Source organism: Streptomyces chartreusis NRRL 3882 (assembly GCF_900236475.1).
GTDB classification, from domain to species: Bacteria; Actinomycetota; Actinomycetes; order Streptomycetales; family Streptomycetaceae; genus Streptomyces; species Streptomyces chartreusis_D.
Window position 1 is genome coordinate 2,279,775 of record NZ_LT963352.1, and the last position, 17,241, is coordinate 2,297,015.

Here is a 17,241-nt window from a genome sequence, read left to right on the forward strand (position 1 = left end):
CCTCACTTCTCGAACCGGTAGCCCATCCCCGGCTCCGTGATGAAGTGCTTCGGATGGGAGGGGTCCGCCTCCAGCTTCCGCCGCAGCTGCGCCATGTACACGCGCAGGTAGTTGGTCTCCGTCCCGTACGACGGCCCCCACACCTCCTGGAGCAGCCGCTTCTGCCCGACCAGTCGGCCGCTGTTGCGGACCAGGACCTCCAGCAGGTGCCACTCCGTGGGAGTCAGCCGTACGTCCTTGCCTCCGCGGTCGACCTTCTTCGCGGCCAGGTCGACGCTGAACTCGCCGGTCTCCACGATCATGTCGTCCTCACCGCCCCCGGCCGGCTCCGCCCGGCGCACGGCGGCCCGCAGCCGGGCCAGCAGTTCGTCCATGCCGAAGGGCTTGGTGACGTAGTCGTCGGCGCCCGCGTCCAGCGCCTCGACCTTCTCGTCGGAGGAGTGCCGGGCGGACAGCACCAGGATCGGCACCCGGGTCCAGCCGCGCAGACCCCTGATCACCTCGACGCCGTCCATGTCGGGCAGGCCGAGGTCGAGGACGACCACGTCGGGGTGGCGGGCGGCGGCGAGCCGGAGGGCGGTGGCGCCGTCGTGAGCGGCGTCGACCTCGTACGCGCGTGCCCTGAGGTTGATCACGAGGGCGCGCACGATCTGCGGCTCGTCGTCGACCACCAGCACACGGGTCATGAGGAGGCCTGCCTTTCCGGTTCTGCCGCGTGTTCCGCCGCGGGGACAAGCTCCGGGCGCGGTCCCGCCGCGCGGAGGGTGAGGACCATGGTGAGCCCGCCACCGGGCGTGTCCTCGGCGTCGAGCGTGCCGCCCATGGCCTCGGCGAAGCCGCGCGCCACCGCGAGCCCCAGTCCCACGCCGGCGCCGCGCGGAGCGTCGCCGTAGCGCTGGAACGGCTCGAAGATGCGGTTCTTGGCCTCGTCGGGTACGCCCGGCCCCCGGTCGACCACCCGCACCTCGACCCGGTCGGCGAGCGCGCTGGCGGCCACCAGCACGGGCGTGCCGGACGGACTGTACTTGACGGCGTTCTCGACGAGGTTGGCCATGGCCCGCTCCAGCAGCCCGGGGTCCACGTCGACCATGGGCAGCGTCTCCGGGACGTCCAGGCCGACGCTGCCCTCGGGTACGCCGCCGAGCGCCACCGGCACCACCTCGTCGAGGTCGATCTCGCGGATCAGCGGGGTGACCGTGCCGGTCTGGAGCCGGGACATGTCGAGCAGGTTGCCGACGAGATGGTCGAGGCGGTCCGCGCCCTCCTCGATGCCCGCCAGCAGCTCGGCCCGGTCCTCCTCGGACCACTCGACGTCCGCGGAGCGCAGGGAGGTCACCGCCGCCTTGATCCCGGCGAGCGGGGTGCGCAGGTCGTGGCTGACGGCGGCGAGCAGCGCCGTACGGATGCGGTTGCCCTCGGCGAGCGTGCGGGCCCGGTCGGCCTCCTCCTGGAGCCGGCGGCGGTCCAGGACGACGGCGGCCTGGGCGGCGAAGGCGGCCAGCACGCGGCGGTCCTCGGCGGGCAGGACGCGGCCGGTGAGCGCGAGCGCCATGTGGTCCCCGACCGGCATGTCCACGTCCGCCTGGTCGGGCCGCTCGAGGGGACGTCCCTGCCCGACGCGGCCGGCACAGGTCCACGGCTCGACGTCGCCCGCCCGTTCCAGCAGGGCGGCCGACTCCATGCCGAAGGTCTCCCGGACCCGTTCCAGCAGGTCCTCCAGGCCGGTCTCGCCGCGCAGCACGTTGCCCGCGAGGAGGGACAGGATCTCGGACTCGGCCCGCAGCCGGGCCGCCTGGTGGGTGCGGCGGGCGGCGAGGTCGACCACGGAGGCCACCGCCACCCCCACCGCCACGAAGATCAGGATGGCGACGATGTTCTTCGGGTCGGCGATGGTCCACCGGTGCAGGGGCGGCGCGTAGAAGTAGTTCAGCAGCAGGGAGCCCACCGCGGCCGAGGCGAGCGCGGGGAGCAGCCCGCCGAGCAGGGCGGCCGCCACGGTCAGCGCCAGGAACAGCAGCATGTCGTTGGCGAGGCCCAGGTCGACGGTGTTGAGCAGCACCGCCAGGAGGGGCGGGCCGGCGACCCCGGCGATCCAGCCCCACACCCGGCGGGAGCGCCCGAGACGCGCGCCCCGGGCCACCGGCAGTCCACGGCCCTTGGCGACCTCGTCGTGGGTGACGATGTGCACGTCGAGGTCGGGGCCGGACTCCCGGGCGACGGTCGCGCCGACACCGGGTCCGAAGACGTACTGCCAGGTCTTGCGGCGCGAGGAGCCCAGCACGATCTGGGTGGCGTTCACACCGCGGGCGAAGGCGAGCAGCGCGGCCGGTATGTCGTCGCCCACGACGTGATGGAACGTTCCGCCGAGGTCCTCGACGAGCGTCCGCTGCATCGCCAGTTCCTTGGGCGAGGCCGAGGTCAGTCCGTCGCTGCGCGCTATGTAGACGGCGAGCACCTCGCCGCCGGCGCCCTTGTCGGCCAGCCGCGCCGCCCGGCGGATGAGCGTCCGGCCCTCGGGCCCGCCGGTCAGACCGACCACGATCCGCTCGCGCGAGCCCCAGATCCTCGAGACCCGGTGCTCGCTGCGGTACTGGGTGAGGTAGGCGTCGACCCGGTCGGCCACCCACAGCAGCGCCAGCTCGCGCAGGGCGGTGAGGTTGCCGGGGCGGAAGTAGTTCGACAGGGCGGCGTCGACCTTGTCGGGCTGGTAGATGTTGCCGTGCGCCATCCGCCGCCGCAGCGCCTCCGGCGACATGTCGACCAGCTCTATCTGATCCGCCCGGCGCACCACCTCGTCCGGCAGCGTCTCCTGCTGCCGCACACCGGTGATCGACTCGACGACGTCACCGAGGGACTCCAGGTGCTGGATGTTGACGGTCGAGACGACGTCGATCCCGGCCGTGAGCAGTTCCTCAACGTCCTGCCAGCGCTTGGTGTTGCGGGAGCCGGGGACGTTCGTGTGGGCGAGTTCGTCCACCAGGGCGACCTGCGGGCGGCGGGCGAGGACGGCGTCGAGGTCCATCTCCGAAAAGGCGCCGCCCCGGTGCTCCAGCTCCCGACGCGGCACCTGCTCCAGCCCGTGCAGCATCACCTCGGTGCGGGGCCGGTCGTGGTGCTCGACGAAGGCGACCACGCAGTCGGTGCCCCGCTCGATGCGGCGGTGCGCCTCGGACAGCATCGCGTACGTCTTGCCGACGCCCGGTGCCGCACCGAGGTAGATCCGAAACTTGCCGCGTGCCATGGCCTCATTGTCTTCCGCTCCGCTGCCTGCGCAGCGTCGAGCTTACGGCCGGGAACAGCGGCACATCGGTGCCGGGCGCCTCGACGGGAGCGTCCTTGACGGAACCCTGACGCGCCCGGCCGTTCAGCGGGTCACGCGGGGTTGTCGCCGTGGGTGAGGGTCTCCCAGGCGACGAAGAGGTTGTTGCTGCCGGCGGGACGGCCGCGCAGGGTCAGCGTCTCGGTGTTGGTCATGGCGTGTCCGAGACGGTTGGCCAGGGCGTTGTGGCCGACCTCGGGTACCGGCCCGAGCCCCGGCTTCAGCGAGCCGCCGCACAGCCAGCCGGGAGCGGCGGTACCGAGCTGGTACTTGGCGTGGAGGCCGAGCCCGTGCCGCAGCCGCTCGCCGACGTCGGTGCGGTAGAGGTCCTGCCCCTGGATCCGGCTGGTCTCCGCGACGTGCGAGATGGCCGAGAGGCCGTACCCGGTGTGGGTGAAGTCCCGGCAGGTCTCCTGGCTGAGACCGTCGACGAAGGTCGACTGGCCCTGCCAGTACTTGACGATCTTCTCCCGGGTGTCGAGGTTCTGGCTCGGCACGGTCTTCGGCAGGTCGCCGTCGGAGGTCAGGTAGACGTAGGCGGCCGTGCGCGTGCGGAACCTCGCCATGGCCTTGTCGTACGACGCCTTGTCCTCCAGGAAGACGGAGATGCCGACGGCGGCCTCCATCATCGACAGTTCCCAGTTGCCGTTGGAGTGCGAGCCGTTGATCACCTCGGGCAGGTACACGGTGCGGAGCATGGTGGCGAAGCGGCCGGAGCCGGCCCAGCTCCCGGTGTACGTGTGCTTGATGATCTCGGCGGCCTTGGGCCAGGAGGAGCCGGCCCAGCCGGTCTGGAGGGGCGCGTTGCTGTTGGTGTGGTCCCTGATCACCGCGGACCAGGCGTCCATCAGCTCGATCGCCTTGCGGGCGTGCCGTTCGTCGCGGGTGACGTACCAGGCGAGGGCCTGGGTGTAGGCGGCGATCGCGTCCTCGCGTTCGTCGGTGCAGCCGAGGTCGGGGTTGGAGTACGAACCGCACTCGACGACCGCCCGGGGCCTGGGCGTGCGGTTCGGGTCGGCATACTTGCTCGCCATCATCTGGTCGAAGGCGCCCTTCCAGGGCTGGGCGCCGGCGTCGACCTTGGAGCGGGTGAAGTCCAGCTGGCCCTTGGAGACGGTGACTCCGGGGTGGACGAAGGTGCCGGGAGCGGCGTCGGCGGGCCGGACAAGGGCACCGGCGACGAGGGCGGCCGCGGCCGCGAGGAGTGCGGTTCTGCGCATGCTTGGGGCCTTCCGTTCTCGTATGTGAACGTGAAGCGCCTTTATGAACAGACGCGTGGGACGGAGACGATAGGTACAGACCAATGCCCCGTCAAGGCTCCACGCACGAGAAAGAGCCGCACCCCTTGGGGAGTGCGGCTCTGGTGTCTCTGCGACGCTCAGCGAACCTCGGTGATCTCCGGTCCGCGCTGGAGCTGGCCCATTCCGCCGGCGAAACGGGAGCCCTCCTCCTGCTGGACGCCCTCGGGAACCATCTGGGCGTCGTTGGGCAGCTTCAGGACGATCGGGTCGCGGGGCGCCATCGGGCCCTCACCGCGGACGACGACGGTGTCCCGGAAGATCTGCTCGAGCAGCCCGGCGGCCTGCGGCTGCACCGCGCCCTGGCCCGAGATGACCCCGCGCAGGAACCAGCGGGGGCCGTCCACACCGACGAACCGCACGACCTGGAAGCCGCCGGTGCCGTCCGGCAGCTGCACCGGCACCTGGGCCCGCAGCTCCCAGCCCAGCGGCCCCTCGACCTCGTCGACGATGCCGCCCTGCTGGGTGATGCCCGAGCCGATCTCCTCGCGCACCTCGGCCCAGATGCCCTCACGCTTGGGCGCGGCGAAGCCCTGCAACTGGATGGCGCTGTCCCGCAGCACGACCGTAGCCGCCACGATCGCGTCACCCGCGACCTCGACCCGCAGCTCCATGCCGTCGACGCCCGGCACGAACAGACCGCCCAGGTCGACCCGGCCCTCGCCCGGGTCGCGGACCTCGGAGCTGTCCCAGGGCCCGTCGGGCCGCGGCGCCGGCTCGAGCCTCAGGCGCTCACCCTCGCCGCCCGCCTCGCTGTCGACGACCTGCTCGGCCTCGCCGGCCGCGTCCTCGGCGGCATCCCTCTTCTTGCGACGTCCGAACACGTCACTGTCCTTCCCGGTCGGATACGACCGAAGCGTATCGATTCCCACCCGCCTGACCGCCCAGGGCGGCCTGACCGCTTGTGTCGCTCGTCCCGTCCACCGCGGCGTGTCCTCCGGTGGACCCGAAGCCCCCCTCGGCCCGCGCGGAGCCGGGAAGCTCCGCCACCTCGCGGAAGCGGACCCTCTCGACCTGCTGGACGACCAGTTGGGCGATCCGGTCGAAGCGCTCGAACCGCACGGCCTCGCGCGGGTCGAGATTCACCACGATCACCTTGATCTCCCCACGGTACCCGGCATCAACCGTCCCCGGGGCATTCACCAGGGCGACGCCGCAGCGGGCGGCCAGGCCGGACCGGGGGTGCACGAAGGCCGCGTACCCCTCCGGCAGCGCCACAGACACTCCCGTGGGCAGCACGGCCCGCTCGCCGGGCTCCAGTCGGCACGCCTCGGTGGTCCGCAGATCGGCTCCCGCGTCCCCTGGGTGGGCATACGACGGAAGCGGTACGTCCGGATCGACGCGCCGGATCAGCACGTCCACGGGCTGACGGCTCACAGGGCTCGTGGGGGTCATGGGTTCACCTCGAAGGCGCGGGCGCGCCGGACCTGGTCCGGGTCGTTCATGGCCGCCTGGATCTCCTCCTGGCGGCCGTGGTCGACGAAGTGGTCGACCTTCACCTCGATGAAGAGCGCGTCGGCACGGACGGCGACGGGCCCGTCGGGGCCGCCGACGCGTCCGGTGGCGGTCGAGTAGATCTTCCGCCCGGCCACCGCCGTCACCTCCGCCTCCAGGTACAGCGTGGTGCCGACGGGCACGGGCCGCACGAAGTCGGTCTCCAGCCGTCCGGTCACGGCGATCGTGCGCAGCAGCCAGTTCAGCGAGCCCAGGGTCTCGTCCAGGGCCGAGGTGAGCACACCGCCGTGGGCGAGGCCCGGGGCGCCCTGGTGGGCGGGCTGCACCGTGAACTCGGCGGTGAGTGACACGCCCTCGCCGGCCCGCGCCTCCAGGTGCAGCCCGTGCGGCTGGTCGCCGCCGCAGCCGAAACACTGGCCGTAGTGCGCGCCGAGGAGCTCACCGGGCGCCGGGGCGTCCGGGTGCCGCACCGGTCGCACGGCGTCGGCCGGAGGCTGAAGAGCAGTGGAAGTACGACTCACAGCCGGAGACCTTACCCGCGCGTCGGCCCCTCCCGGACACCGTGTCAAGCTTGGCTCCATGCAGCTCTCCGCCGCCCCGTACGAAGAACGCCTGACCGCTCCCCGGTCCTGGTGGCTGATCTCGTTCCTGGTCGGGGTCTCCATGGCCCTGGTCCTGCTCCCGTTCGGCACGCTGCCGATGCTCGGCGGCCTGGCCGGCGGCACGGCGGTCGCGGCCGTCGCCGCGAGTTCGTACGGCTCGGTCCGCATCCGTGTGGTGGGCGATTCCCTGATCGCGGGCGAGGCGAAGATCCCGGTGGCGGCCCTGGGCGAGGCGGAGGTCCTGGACGCGGAGGAAACCCGCGCCTGGCGCACCCACAAGGCCGACCCGCGCGCCTTCATGCTGCTGCGCGCCTACATCCCCACGGCCCTGCGCGTGGAGGTCACGGACCCGGAGGACCCGACCCCGTACCTGTACCTGTCCACGCGCGAGCCGGAGCGCCTTGCGGAGGCTCTGAGGGCCGCGAAGCCTGCGTAGCACATTTGCGCGGGGCTTCATCCGGCAGCGGACGGCAGACCGACGGCACGCGCACCGCCTCGGCATCGCCTCAGCGACCGTCGTCGCGGTTGTCGCGTTTCCCGTCGCGGTTGTCGCGTTTTTCGTCGCGCTTGTCGTCCTCGCGCTTTTCCTGCTCGAGGCGGCCCAGGGGGTCGTTGGTGACCTCGCCCATCTCCAGGGCGTCCGCCGGACGTTCCAGGGCGGGGAGTGCCTCCAGGGCCTCCCAGGGCACCTGGATCTTGCGCAGGTCCTCGCGGATGCGGGCGGCGAGCTTTCTCGTCTCGCTGCGGTTCATGGCCGCTCCGACGGCGGCGCCCACCAGGAACGGCACCAGGTTCGGCATGCTGCGGACCATCCGCTTCATGATCCGCTGGCGCAGCTCGCGCTTCATGCGGCTGTTCAGGGCCGTGCTCAGCGTGGACGGCTTGGTCGCGTCGATCCCGCGCTCCCCCGACCACGCGTCGAGGTACGCCGTGCTGCGCTGCTTGAGGTTGCCGGGCGGCCGTACGCCGTAGACCTCGTGGAGTTCGGCGATCAGCTTCAGCTCGATCGCCGCGACGCCGGTCACCTCGGCGGCCAGTTCCGTCGGCATCGCGGGCGGCACGGGAAGCATCGCGGCCGCGCCGATGCCCGCTCCGACCGTCGCCGTCGCCTTCGCCGCGCCCGCGACGAGTTTGTCCGCGAGCTCTTCGGGCCCCAGGCCCGGGAACTGCCTGCGCAGGGTCGCCAGGTCCCGTACGGGGACGCGCGGCGCCAGTTCGATGATCCGGTCGGTGAGGTACGCGAGCCCCGCACGGGCCCGTGCGCCGCCCTTGCGGGCGCCTTCCCGGGCCTTCTCCCGGATCGCCCCCGCCCGTCGTCGGGCGACGGGTGCGGGGACGTCCAGGGACGCCGGGAGGTCACCCCGGTCCGCTGCCGGTTCGAGCGAGGCCGCCTCCGTACCGGTTGAGCCTCGCTCGTCGTCACGCGCGCCGTGCTGCGGGCCGTCGATCGGCCCTTCGTCCGCTTTCCGCTGGGAGAAGCGGCGCTTCCAGGGAGGGGTCGAGCCAGTCACGGCCGACCCGTCCTCAGTCGCAGTCGCGGCAGATCGGCTGACCGTTCTTCTCCCGGGCCAGCTGGCTGCGGTGGTGCACCAGGAAGCAGCTCATGCAGGTGAACTCGTCCTGCTGCTTCGGGAGCACTCGGACTGCCAGCTCCTCGTTCGAGAGATCGGCGCCGGGCAGCTCGAGGCCTTCCGCGGCCTCGAACTCGTCGACGTCCACTGCGGAGGCCGACTTGTCGTTCCTCCGAGCCTTCAGCTCTTCGAGGCTGTCCGAGTCAACGTCGTCGTCGGTCTTGCGTGGAGTGTCGTAATCGGTTGCCATGTCGCTCTCCCCCTCTGGGTGTCTGCGGTGTCTCCAGCGCACGTAACGCGTGAGAGGCCGGACTTGTGCCCGACCTGAGGCGGAGATTTTGCCTCACATCAAGGTCTGTTACTCAATCGACACCCAACCGGACTCCTCACGAGTGATCGGCTTGGATGGCGATGGGGACCGTACACGGTCCGAATGCCGCACTACAAAGGCGTCTCACCGTGTACTTCCCGTGATCAAGACCCCCGAAAACCGGGATTTTCCCGGCTTTCCGACAGGACACATGATCACGGAGAGTAGATGGCCAGAAAGGTGCCCCTGTGATCGATCACACACGAGGCACGTGCCGTGAGATCTCGAAAATTCCGCGCAAAGCGAACATCCCCGTGTGCCGCCGAGTTGATCGGCGACATGATCTCAGATGGGCAGCGTGACTCGCATCACGAGCCCACCTCCTTCGCGCGGCTGGGCGAAGATGTGCCCGCCGTGCGCCCGGGCCACCGACCGGACGATGGACAGACCGAGTCCGACGCCCTTGTCGCTGCCCGTGCGCTCCGTCCGCAGCCGCCGGAACGGCTCGAAGAGGTTGTCGATCTCGTACGCCGGCACGACCGGGCCCGTGTTGGAGACGACCAGGACCGCCTGGCCGTGCTGGACGTCGGTGGTGACCTCGACCCAGCCGCCCTCGGCCACGTTGTAGCGCACGGCGTTCTGCACCAGGTTCAGCGCGATCCGCTCCAGCAGCACGCCGTTGCCCTGGACGACCGCGGGCTTCTGCTCGCCGCGGATCCGCACGCCCTTGGCCTCGGCCTCGCCGTGCACCTGGTCGATGGCCTGCTCGGCGACCTCCGCGAGGTCCACCGGGCCCCGCTCGACGATCTGGTTGTCGCTGCGGGCGAGCAGCAGCAGGCCCTCGACGAGCTGCTCGCTGCGCTCGTTGGTGGCCAGCAGCGTCTTGCCCAGCTGCTGCAGCTCCACCGGCGCGTTCGGGTCCGACAGGTGCACCTCGAGGAGCGTGCGGTTGATCGCCAGCGGCGTTCTCAGCTCGTGCGAGGCGTTGCCGACGAAGCGCTGCTGGGCGGTGAAGGCGCGCTGGAGCCGCTCCAGCATGTCGTCGAAGGTGTCCGCCAGCTCCTTCAGCTCGTCGTCCGGGCCGTCCAGCTCGATCCGGCGGGACAGGTCGGAGCCCGCCACCGCGCGCGCGGTTCGGGTGATCCGGCCCAGCGGCGACAGGACGCGGCCGGCCATGGCGTAGCCGAAGGCGAAGGCGATGACCGCCAGACCGAGCAGCGCCAGCAGCGAGCGGCTGAGCAGGTTGTCCAGGGCGTTCTGGCGCTGCTCGTTGACGCAGTGGTTCATGGCGTTGTTGAACTCGCTGGGCGAGGCCTGGTCGGGCAGGTTGCAGATGTCGCTGGTGACCTTGCCCTCGACGATCTTGAAGGGCAGCTCGCTGCCCACGTTCAGCGCCTGCGCGGCCAGCAGGTAGATGATCGACAGCAGCAGGATGCCGGCGATCAGGAACATGCCGCCGTAGAGCAGCGTGAGCCTTATGCGGATGGTCGGGCGCAGCCAGGGGAGCGGCGGCGCGGGCCGCCGGGGGTCCCAGGTGGGCTTCGGGGGCGCCTTGGGAGGCGCGGGAGTGGTGGCCACGATCAGATCCGGTAGCCGGAGCCGGGGACGGTGACGATCACGGGCGGCTCGCCGAGCTTGCGGCGCAGGGTCATGACCGTCACGCGGACGACGTTCGTGAAGGGGTCGGTGTTCTCGTCCCAGGCCTTCTCCAGCAGCTGCTCCGCCGAGACGACGGCGCCCTCGCTGCGCATCAGCACCTCCAGGACGGCGAACTCCTTGGGCGCGAGCTGGACCTCCTTGCCGTCGCGGAAGACCTCGCGGCGGTTGGGGTCGAGCTTGATCCCGGCGCGCTCCAGGACCGGCGGCAGGGGCACGCTGGTGCGCCGGCCCAGGGCGCGCACGCGCGCGATGAGCTCACTGAAGGCGAACGGCTTGGGCAAGTAGTCGTCGGCGCCGATCTCCAGGCCCTCCACCCGGTCGCTGACGTCGCCGGAGGCCGTGAGCATCAGCACGCGCGTGGGCATGCCGAGCTCGACGATCTTGCGGCAGACGTCGTCGCCGTGCACGAGCGGGAGGTCGCGGTCGAGGACGACCACGTCGTAGTCGTTGACGCCGATGCGCTCCAGGGCGGCCGCACCGTCGTACACGACGTCGACGGCCATGGCCTCCCGGCGCAGTCCGGTGGCCACCGCATCGGCGAGCAGTTGCTCGTCCTCGACGACGAGTACGCGCACGTCCCTAGTCCTTCCTCATGTCCACCCGCGTAGCGCCGCACAGGCGCAGACGGGCAGGGGTCTTCGACGGTGTGTTGGTGTGTTGCCCTCCATCCTGCCCTTTTCGGCCATAAGTCGGCGGTAAGGCGGGTGAGGGGGCCGGGCCGATGCGGAATAAGAGATTTTCTCCCCTCGTTAGGTTTCCACGGAAGGGAGCTTGGGGAGGACGGCTTTACATCCCACGATCACGCTCTGCTGGCACCGCACCACCATGCGGTGCGCATCAACCCGCTTTGCCGCAGGGCGGGCGTGGGTGTCCGGCACCGTCGCCGCCCAGCTGAGCGGCGCTGGGCATCCACCGGAGACGTGATCGTCCCTTCCGAACGGCACACCCCCGTGCCATCGACCCACGACCCAGGACGAGGGGGCGCAGCATGGACGCATTCACCGCAGGACTTCTGCAGCGCATAAGGGCGACCGAGTCCGATCTGTCCCGGGCTCGCGACGAGGGCGACGACTTCCTCGTCGAGGTGGAGCAGGGCGAGCTCGACGACCTGCGCCGTCTCGCCGCCGAGCACGGTGTGGAGGTCGGCGCGACGAGCGTCTGATCAGGCCGTACGGAGCGGGCCCCGGCGAATCCAGCGCCGGGGCCCGCTCCGTCGTTCCGGGGCTCGCGTACGGCCGCTGTCCTCGCCCGCGGCCCGGGTGTGGCCCGTGGCTCACGGCCCGTGTGGCCGTGTCAGTCGTGCCAGGCGCCGAAGTCCTCCAGGAGGCGCTGGAGGGGCTCGAAGACGCCCGGGGTACCCGCGACTGCCAGATCTCCTGACGGGCGCTCTCCGGGGCGTCCACCGGTCAGCGCGCCCGCCTCCCGGGCGATCAGGTCGCCCGCCGCGAGGTCCCAGGCGTGCAGGCCGCGCTCGTAGTAGCCGTCGAGGCGCCCGGCGGCCAGGTCGCACAGGTCGACCGCGGCCGAACCGCCGCGCCGGATGTCGCGCAGCAGCGGGATCAGCCGCTGGGCGACCTCGGCCTGGTGGGCGCGGACCTCGTGGACGTAGTTGAAGCCCGTGGAGACCAGCGCCTGGTCCAGGGGCGGCGCGGGGCGGCAGGCCAGCCTGCGCTGGCCGTCCCAGGCGCCGGTGGCCCAGGCACCGCTGCCGCGCACGGCGTGGAAGGTCTCGCCGCGCATCGGGGCCGTGACGACTCCGACGACGGTCTCGCCGTCCTGCTCGGCGGCGACGGAGACGGACCAGGTGGGCAGCCCGTACAGGTAGTTGACCGTGCCGTCGAGCGGGTCGATGACCCAGCGGACGCCGCTCGTGCCCTCCGTGGCGGCGCCCTCCTCGCCGAGGATGCCGTCGTCCGGGCGGCGCTCGGCGATCAGGCCGGTGATCAGCTTCTCGGCCGCGATGTCCATCTCCGTGACGACGTCGATGGGGCTGGACTTGGTCGCGGCCACGGCGAGGTCGGCCGGGCGTCCGTCCCGCAGCAGCGCGCCCGCGCGCCGGGCGGCCTCCTGGGCGAGAGCGAGCAGATCCTTGTGCAGGGGGTCGGTCACGGGGCTCCTCACGCGTAGGTGCTGTCGGCGCCGGCGGCGGCGGGGCGGGGGGCGCGGGCCGGGCAGCAGCCGACCGGGCAGAGGTGGTGGCTCGCCCCGAGGGCGCCCAGGGCGCAGGGGGTGACCTCCTGCCCGCGCTCGGCGGCGGCGCGCTCCACGACGAGCTCGCGGATCGCGGCGGCGAACCTCGGGTCGGCGCCGACGGTGGCCGAGCGGCGCATCGGCAGCCCCAGCTCCTCCGCCTTGGCCTTGGCCTCCGTGTCGAGGTCGTAGAGGACCTCCATGTGGTCGGAGACGAACCCGATGGGGGCGATCACCACGGCCGGGACACCGGCCGCGTGCCGCTCCTCCAGGTGGTCGCAGATGTCGGGCTCCAGCCACGGGATGTGCGGGGCGCCGGAGCGGGACTGGTAGACGAGCTGCCAGGGGTGGTCGACGCCGGTGCGCTCCCGGACGGCGTTGGCGATCAGCTTCGCCACGTCCAGGTGCTGCCTGACGTACGCGCCCCCGTCGCCGTGGTCCTGGACGGGCCCGGAGGTGTCGGCGGAGGCCGTCGGGATCGAGTGCGTCGAGAAGGCGAGGTGCGCGCCGTCCCGGACGTCCTCGGGAAGCTCGGCGAGGGACCGGAGCACCCCGTCGATCATGGGCTCGAGGAAGCCGGGGTGGTTGAAGTAGTGCCGCAGCTTGTCGACCTTCGGCAGCTCCAGCCCCTCGGCCTCCAGGGTGGCGAGCGAGTCGGCGAGGTTCTCGCGGTACTGGCGGCAGCCCGAGTACGAGGCGTAGGCGCTGGTGGCGAGGACCAGGATGCGGCGGCGGCCGTCGCGGACCATCTCGCGCAGCGTGTCCGTCAGGTACGGCGCCCAGTTGCGGTTGCCCCAGTAGACGGGCAGGTCCAGGCCGTGGTCGGCGAAGTCCTTGCGCAGGGCGTCCAGCAGGGCGCGGTTCTGGTCGTTGATGGGGCTGACCCCGCCGAAGAGGAAGTAGTGCTGCCCGACTTCCTTGAGGCGCTCCTTGGGGATGCCGCGCCCACGCGTCACGTTCTCCAGGAACGGGACAACGTCGTCCGGGCCTTCCGGGCCGCCGAAGGAGAGCAGGAGCAGGGCGTCGTAGGGGGTGACATCGCGCGCGTCTGGCATGAGTCGATCCTGCCACCCTGCACTGACAGCCGGGAAACGGCGGGGTGACACCTGCGCGGCGGCCGGCCCCCGGGCGTGCCCTGACGGGTGCGTCGGGCACACACCGAGGCGTAATCTGTGTCGACTGCGTTCGCAGCTTACTGAGCCTTTCGGAGACCCCGTTGCCCAGCCCCTACCGCGCCCTGTTCGCCGCCCCCGGCTCCAAGGGTTTCTCCGCTGCGGGCTTCCTCGGTCGCATCCCGGTGTCGATGATGGGCATCGGCGTGGTCACGATGATCTCCCAGCTCACCGGGAGGTACGGCCTCGCCGGCGCCCTGTCGGCCACCGTCGCGCTGTCCGCCGCGGTGGCCGGGCCGCAGGTCTCGCGGCTGGTCGACCAGTTCGGGCAGCGGCGTGTACTGCGCCCGGCGACGCTGATCTCGCTGACCGCGGCGGCCGTCCTGCTGTTCGCGGCGCACTACCGGTGGCCGGACTGGGTGCTGTTCGTGGCCTGCGTCGGCGTCGGCTGCGTGCCGAGCGTAGGCGCGATGATCCGGGCCCGCTGGGCGGCCCTGTACCGGGGCACGCCGCAGCTGCACACCGCGTACTCCTTCGAGTCCGTGGTGGACGAGGTGTGCTTCGTCTTCGGGCCGATCATCTCCATCGGCCTGTCCACGGCCTGGTTCCCGGAGGCCGGTCCGCTGCTCGCCGCGTGTTTCCTGGCCGTCGGCGTCTTCTGGCTGACCGCGCAGCGCGCCACCGAGCCGGTGCCGCACCCGCGCGAGCACCGCGGCGGCGGCACGGCCATGCGCTCGCGCGGCCTTCAGGTCCTGGTGGCCACGTTCGTGGCGACCGGGGCGATCTTCGGGGCGGTCGACGTGGTCACCGTGGCCTTCGCCGACGAGGAGGGGCACAAGGCCGCCGCGAGCGTCGTCCTCGCGCTGTACGCGGCCGGTTCCTGCGTGGCGGGCATGGTCTTCGGGCTGCTGCGCTTCGCCGGGGCGCCGGAACGCCGGTGGCTGCTGGGCGTGTGTGCCATGGCCGTGAGTATGATCCCCCTCCTACTGGTCGGAAACTTGCCGTTTCTGGCCGTGGCGCTGTTCGTTGCGGGTCTGTCCATCGCTCCGACGATGATCACGACGATGTCCCTCATCGAAGAGCACGTACCACGCGCGCAGCTCACCGAGGGCATGACCTGGGTGAGCACCGGGCTCGCGGCGGGGGTCGCACTCGGCTCCTCCGCGGCCGGCTGGGTGATCGACGCGGCCGGGGCGCGTGCCGGGTACGGGGTTCCGGCGGTGGCCGGGGCCGTCGCGGTCGCGGTGGGTTTCCTCGGATTCCGTCGGCTCAAGCGGCCGGCTACGGGTCGGGGAGGCTCCGTTGAGCAGCACAGCGAACGGAAAGAACGGCACGTGGCGTAATTGGGGCGGCAATGTCTCCGCGCGTCCCGCGCGGGAGGTCGCCCCGGCCTCCGTCGACGAGCTGGCCGCCGCCGTGCGGCGGGCCGCCGAGGACGGCCTGAAGGTGAAGGCCGTCGGCACCGGGCACTCCTTCACGTCCATAGCGGCGACGGACGGTGTGTTGATCCGCCCTCAACTGTTGACCGGCATACGCGCCATTGACCGCGAGGCCATGACCGTCACGGTGGAGGCCGGCACCCCGCTCAAGAGACTCAACATGGCCCTCGCCCGGGAGGGACTGTCGCTCACGAACATGGGCGACATCATGGAGCAGACGGTCTCCGGCGCGACCAGTACCGGCACACACGGCACGGGCCGTGACTCCGGCTCGATCGCCGCCCAGATCAAGGGCCTGGAACTGGTCACCGCCGACGGCTCGGTCCTCACCTGCTCCGAGAAGGAGAACCCGGAGGTCTTCGCGGCCGCCCGTATCGGCCTCGGCGCCCTGGGCATCGTCACCGCGATCACGTTCGCCGTGGAGCCGGTCTTCCTGCTCACGGCGCGCGAGGAGCCGATGCCGTTCGACCGGGTCCTCGCCGACTTCGAGGAACTCTGGGCCGAGAACGAGCACTTCGAGTTCTACTGGTTCCCGCACACCGGGAACACCAACACCAAGCGCAACAACCGCAGCGCGGGCCCGGAGAAGCCGGTGCCGCAGCTGCAGAGCTGGTTCGAGGACGAGTTCCTCTCCAACGGGGTCTTCCAGGTGGCCAACTGGGTCGGCCGCGCGGCGCCCGCCACGATCCCCGCGATCGCCCAGATCTCCAGCAAGGCCCTGTCCGCCCGGACCTACACCGACATCCCTTACAAGGTCTTCACGTCTCCGCGCCGGGTGCGCTTCGTGGAGATGGAGTACGCCGTTCCGCGCGCGGCCGTCGTCGAGGCGCTGCGCGAGCTGAAGACGATGGTGGACCGCTCCGGCCTGAAGATCAGCTTCCCCGTGGAGGTGCGCACCGCCCCGGCGGACGACATCACGCTGTCCACCGCCTCGGGCCGGGACACCGCCTACATCGCCGTCCACATGTTCCAGGGCACGCCCTACCAGCGGTACTTCACCGCGGCCGAACGGATCTTCACCGCCCACGAGGGACGTCCGCACTGGGGCAAGGTGCACACCAGGGACGCCGAGTACTTCTCCCGGGTGTATCCGCGCTTCGCCGAGTTCACGGCGTTGCGGGACCGACTCGACCCTGATCGGCGGTTCCAGAACGACTACTTGCGGAGGGTTCTGGGGGCGTAGGCGACGCGCTGGGGGTGGTGTGCCCGGGACCCTCACTCCCCTCGGTGCTCGGTGACGGTGCCGGGCCGGTTGCCGTACCGCCGTCCTCGTCGGGTGAGGGGGAGGCGTTCTCACCCTCGGGAGTGCCGGTGCCGGGCGGGCCGCTCGTCGTGGCGTCGCCGTCACCGTGGGAGCCGGAGCCTCCCGAGTCGCCGGCACTCCCGGAGTCGTCGGAACCGTCCGAACCTCCGGAGTCCCGCGAGGACTTGCCGCTGCCGGTGAAGACGTCGCCGACGGTCGTACTGTGTCCGCCGCTGAGGTTGTGGCCCGAAGCCAGCTCGTAGGTGGTGATTCCGGCCATCGTGACGCCGAAGACGACCGCCGCCGCGAGCACCGGCCGCTTCCAGCCCCGGGCCCGGGCGCGGTAGACGGTGCCCTCGGTGAACTCGCCGGGCGCCGGGGGCGCTTGCTCCGTGGATCGGGCCGCCGGTTCGGAGGCCACGGCCGTCGCGCCGCGGATCTGCTCGCCGGTGCGCTTGAAGAAGTGCTGGAAGAGCGTGCCGCCGCAGGTCGCGACGACGCTGACGACGCCGGCGCCGAGGATCGTGCCGTAGACCCCGAAGTACGAGGCCAATTCGGCGGCCAGGACCGCCGCCAGGGCGCCGCCCGCGACCTGGGACACGTTCAGGTCGATCCGCTTGCGCCCCTCCGTCTCGGGTTCGCTCGTTCCACCGACAGCATCGGGTCTTTCACGCATCCCCGGACCTAGCCCACCTTTCCCGTACACGGTCGTTCAACTGCACAAGAAGGGGACGTCTGACCGAAACTGTTGGTTCCGTTTCTGGCGATTACGTGCAGTTCCCCACGTTCAAGATCGTGAAAGGCGGGCACCGGGCGGCCAAGTCCGCCCCCTTGCCAGAAGTTGGACGGCGCGCCAATCCACGCACGTGGCCCAAATGGAGTACTGTTGCGAGCCCTGGGTCCGGTCTCCCGTCAGGGTGTACAGGGCCTTTAAGGACCGCCGGGAGGGGGCTAGTTGCACAGGGTGACAGAGTTCGTCACTTAGCGTTGCGAATAGGTAACCGTGCCATAACGGCGATCCAGGGCCCGCGCCCGACACGCCG

General features: G+C 71.3%; 17 protein-coding genes. 4 read left to right on the forward strand and 13 right to left on the reverse strand.

The window, feature by feature from the left end; translation table 11 throughout:
* Window positions 1-2: 2 nt before the first annotated feature.
* From SCNRRL3882_RS10055 to SCNRRL3882_RS10080, 6 genes are all read right to left on the reverse strand, one after another.
* The gene (locus SCNRRL3882_RS10055) at window positions 3-686 is read right to left on the reverse strand and encodes a response regulator (RefSeq protein WP_010035045.1); all 684 of its coding nucleotides are present in this window, start codon (window positions 684-686) and stop codon (window positions 3-5) included.
* Window positions 683-3,241, reverse strand: coding sequence for a sensor histidine kinase (locus SCNRRL3882_RS10060; protein ID WP_010035043.1), 2,559 nt, complete (start codon window positions 3,239-3,241; stop codon window positions 683-685). The genes SCNRRL3882_RS10055 and SCNRRL3882_RS10060 overlap by 4 nt, the downstream gene beginning before the upstream one ends.
* 131 nt (window positions 3,242-3,372) lie before the next feature.
* Window positions 3,373-4,539 (reverse strand): alginate lyase family protein, encoded by a 1,167-nt coding sequence (locus tag SCNRRL3882_RS10065; protein ID WP_010035040.1) that lies wholly within the window; start codon window positions 4,537-4,539, stop codon window positions 3,373-3,375.
* Between the two features lie 158 nt (window positions 4,540-4,697).
* Window positions 4,698-5,441 (reverse strand): DUF3710 domain-containing protein, encoded by a 744-nt coding sequence (locus SCNRRL3882_RS10070; RefSeq protein WP_010035037.1) that lies wholly within the window; start codon window positions 5,439-5,441, stop codon window positions 4,698-4,700.
* A gap of 1 nt (window position 5,442) precedes the next feature.
* Entirely contained in the window at window positions 5,443-5,994 is a 552-nt protein-coding gene (dut, locus tag SCNRRL3882_RS10075; RefSeq protein WP_010035036.1) for a dUTP diphosphatase, read from the reverse strand.
* Between the two features lie 14 nt (window positions 5,995-6,008).
* Window positions 6,009-6,593 carry a PaaI family thioesterase gene (locus SCNRRL3882_RS10080; protein ID WP_010035034.1) on the reverse strand — a complete coding sequence of 195 codons (585 nt, stop codon included), beginning with the start codon at window positions 6,591-6,593 and terminating at the stop codon, window positions 6,009-6,011.
* A gap of 58 nt (window positions 6,594-6,651) precedes the next feature.
* On the opposite strand from SCNRRL3882_RS10080, the gene SCNRRL3882_RS10085 reads away from it, so the two are divergent.
* Window positions 6,652-7,110 carry a DUF3093 domain-containing protein gene (locus tag SCNRRL3882_RS10085; protein WP_010035031.1) on the forward strand — a complete coding sequence of 153 codons (459 nt, stop codon included), beginning with the start codon at window positions 6,652-6,654 and terminating at the stop codon, window positions 7,108-7,110.
* A 70-nt stretch (window positions 7,111-7,180) separates the two neighbouring features.
* On the opposite strand, the gene SCNRRL3882_RS10090 is transcribed toward SCNRRL3882_RS10085, so the two are convergent.
* The 4 genes from SCNRRL3882_RS10090 to SCNRRL3882_RS10105 form a co-directional block, all read right to left on the reverse strand.
* A complete protein-coding gene (locus SCNRRL3882_RS10090; RefSeq protein WP_010035028.1) occupies window positions 7,181-8,185 on the reverse strand; it encodes a hypothetical protein in 1,005 nt (334 codons plus the stop codon).
* A 13-nt stretch (window positions 8,186-8,198) separates the two neighbouring features.
* Window positions 8,199-8,495 (reverse strand): DUF4193 domain-containing protein, encoded by a 297-nt coding sequence (locus SCNRRL3882_RS10095; protein WP_003993510.1) that lies wholly within the window; start codon window positions 8,493-8,495, stop codon window positions 8,199-8,201.
* Window positions 8,496-8,900: 405 nt separating this feature from the next.
* Window positions 8,901-10,133, reverse strand: coding sequence for a sensor histidine kinase (locus SCNRRL3882_RS10100; protein ID WP_010035026.1), 1,233 nt, complete (start codon window positions 10,131-10,133; stop codon window positions 8,901-8,903).
* Between the two features lie 2 nt (window positions 10,134-10,135).
* The gene (locus SCNRRL3882_RS10105) at window positions 10,136-10,789 is read right to left on the reverse strand and encodes a response regulator transcription factor (RefSeq protein ID WP_003993508.1); all 654 of its coding nucleotides are present in this window, start codon (window positions 10,787-10,789) and stop codon (window positions 10,136-10,138) included.
* 413 nt (window positions 10,790-11,202) lie between these two features.
* Between SCNRRL3882_RS10105 and SCNRRL3882_RS41090 the strand changes: the two genes are divergently transcribed.
* Window positions 11,203-11,376, forward strand: a complete 174-nt coding sequence (locus SCNRRL3882_RS41090) for a hypothetical protein (RefSeq protein ID WP_010035018.1) — start codon at window positions 11,203-11,205, stop codon at window positions 11,374-11,376.
* Between the two features lie 131 nt (window positions 11,377-11,507).
* Here the strand turns inward: SCNRRL3882_RS41090 and SCNRRL3882_RS10110 are convergent, their stop codons facing one another.
* Both SCNRRL3882_RS10110 and SCNRRL3882_RS10115 read right to left on the reverse strand, forming a co-directional pair.
* The gene (locus SCNRRL3882_RS10110) at window positions 11,508-12,323 is read right to left on the reverse strand and encodes an inositol monophosphatase family protein (protein WP_010035014.1); all 816 of its coding nucleotides are present in this window, start codon (window positions 12,321-12,323) and stop codon (window positions 11,508-11,510) included.
* Window positions 12,324-12,331: 8 nt separating this feature from the next.
* Window positions 12,332-13,459, reverse strand: coding sequence for a ferrochelatase (locus SCNRRL3882_RS10115; protein ID WP_010035003.1), 1,128 nt, complete (start codon window positions 13,457-13,459; stop codon window positions 12,332-12,334).
* A 161-nt stretch (window positions 13,460-13,620) separates the two neighbouring features.
* Here SCNRRL3882_RS10115 and SCNRRL3882_RS10120 point away from each other — a divergent pair, with 161 nt between their 5' ends.
* Complete coding sequence (locus SCNRRL3882_RS10120) at window positions 13,621-14,859, forward strand: MFS transporter (protein WP_010035000.1); 1,239 nt, start codon at window positions 13,621-13,623, stop codon at window positions 14,857-14,859.
* On the forward strand, window positions 14,819-16,138 hold the full coding sequence (locus SCNRRL3882_RS10125) for a D-arabinono-1,4-lactone oxidase (RefSeq protein ID WP_010034997.1): 1,320 nt from the start codon (window positions 14,819-14,821) through the stop codon (window positions 16,136-16,138). The genes SCNRRL3882_RS10120 and SCNRRL3882_RS10125 overlap by 41 nt, the downstream gene beginning before the upstream one ends.
* On the opposite strand, the gene SCNRRL3882_RS10130 is transcribed toward SCNRRL3882_RS10125, so the two are convergent.
* Entirely contained in the window at window positions 16,062-16,874 is an 813-nt protein-coding gene (locus tag SCNRRL3882_RS10130) for a hypothetical protein (RefSeq protein ID WP_029180833.1), read from the reverse strand. The two genes, SCNRRL3882_RS10125 and SCNRRL3882_RS10130, sit on opposite strands and share 77 nt — an antisense overlap.
* Window positions 16,875-17,241: the final 367 nt, after the last annotated feature.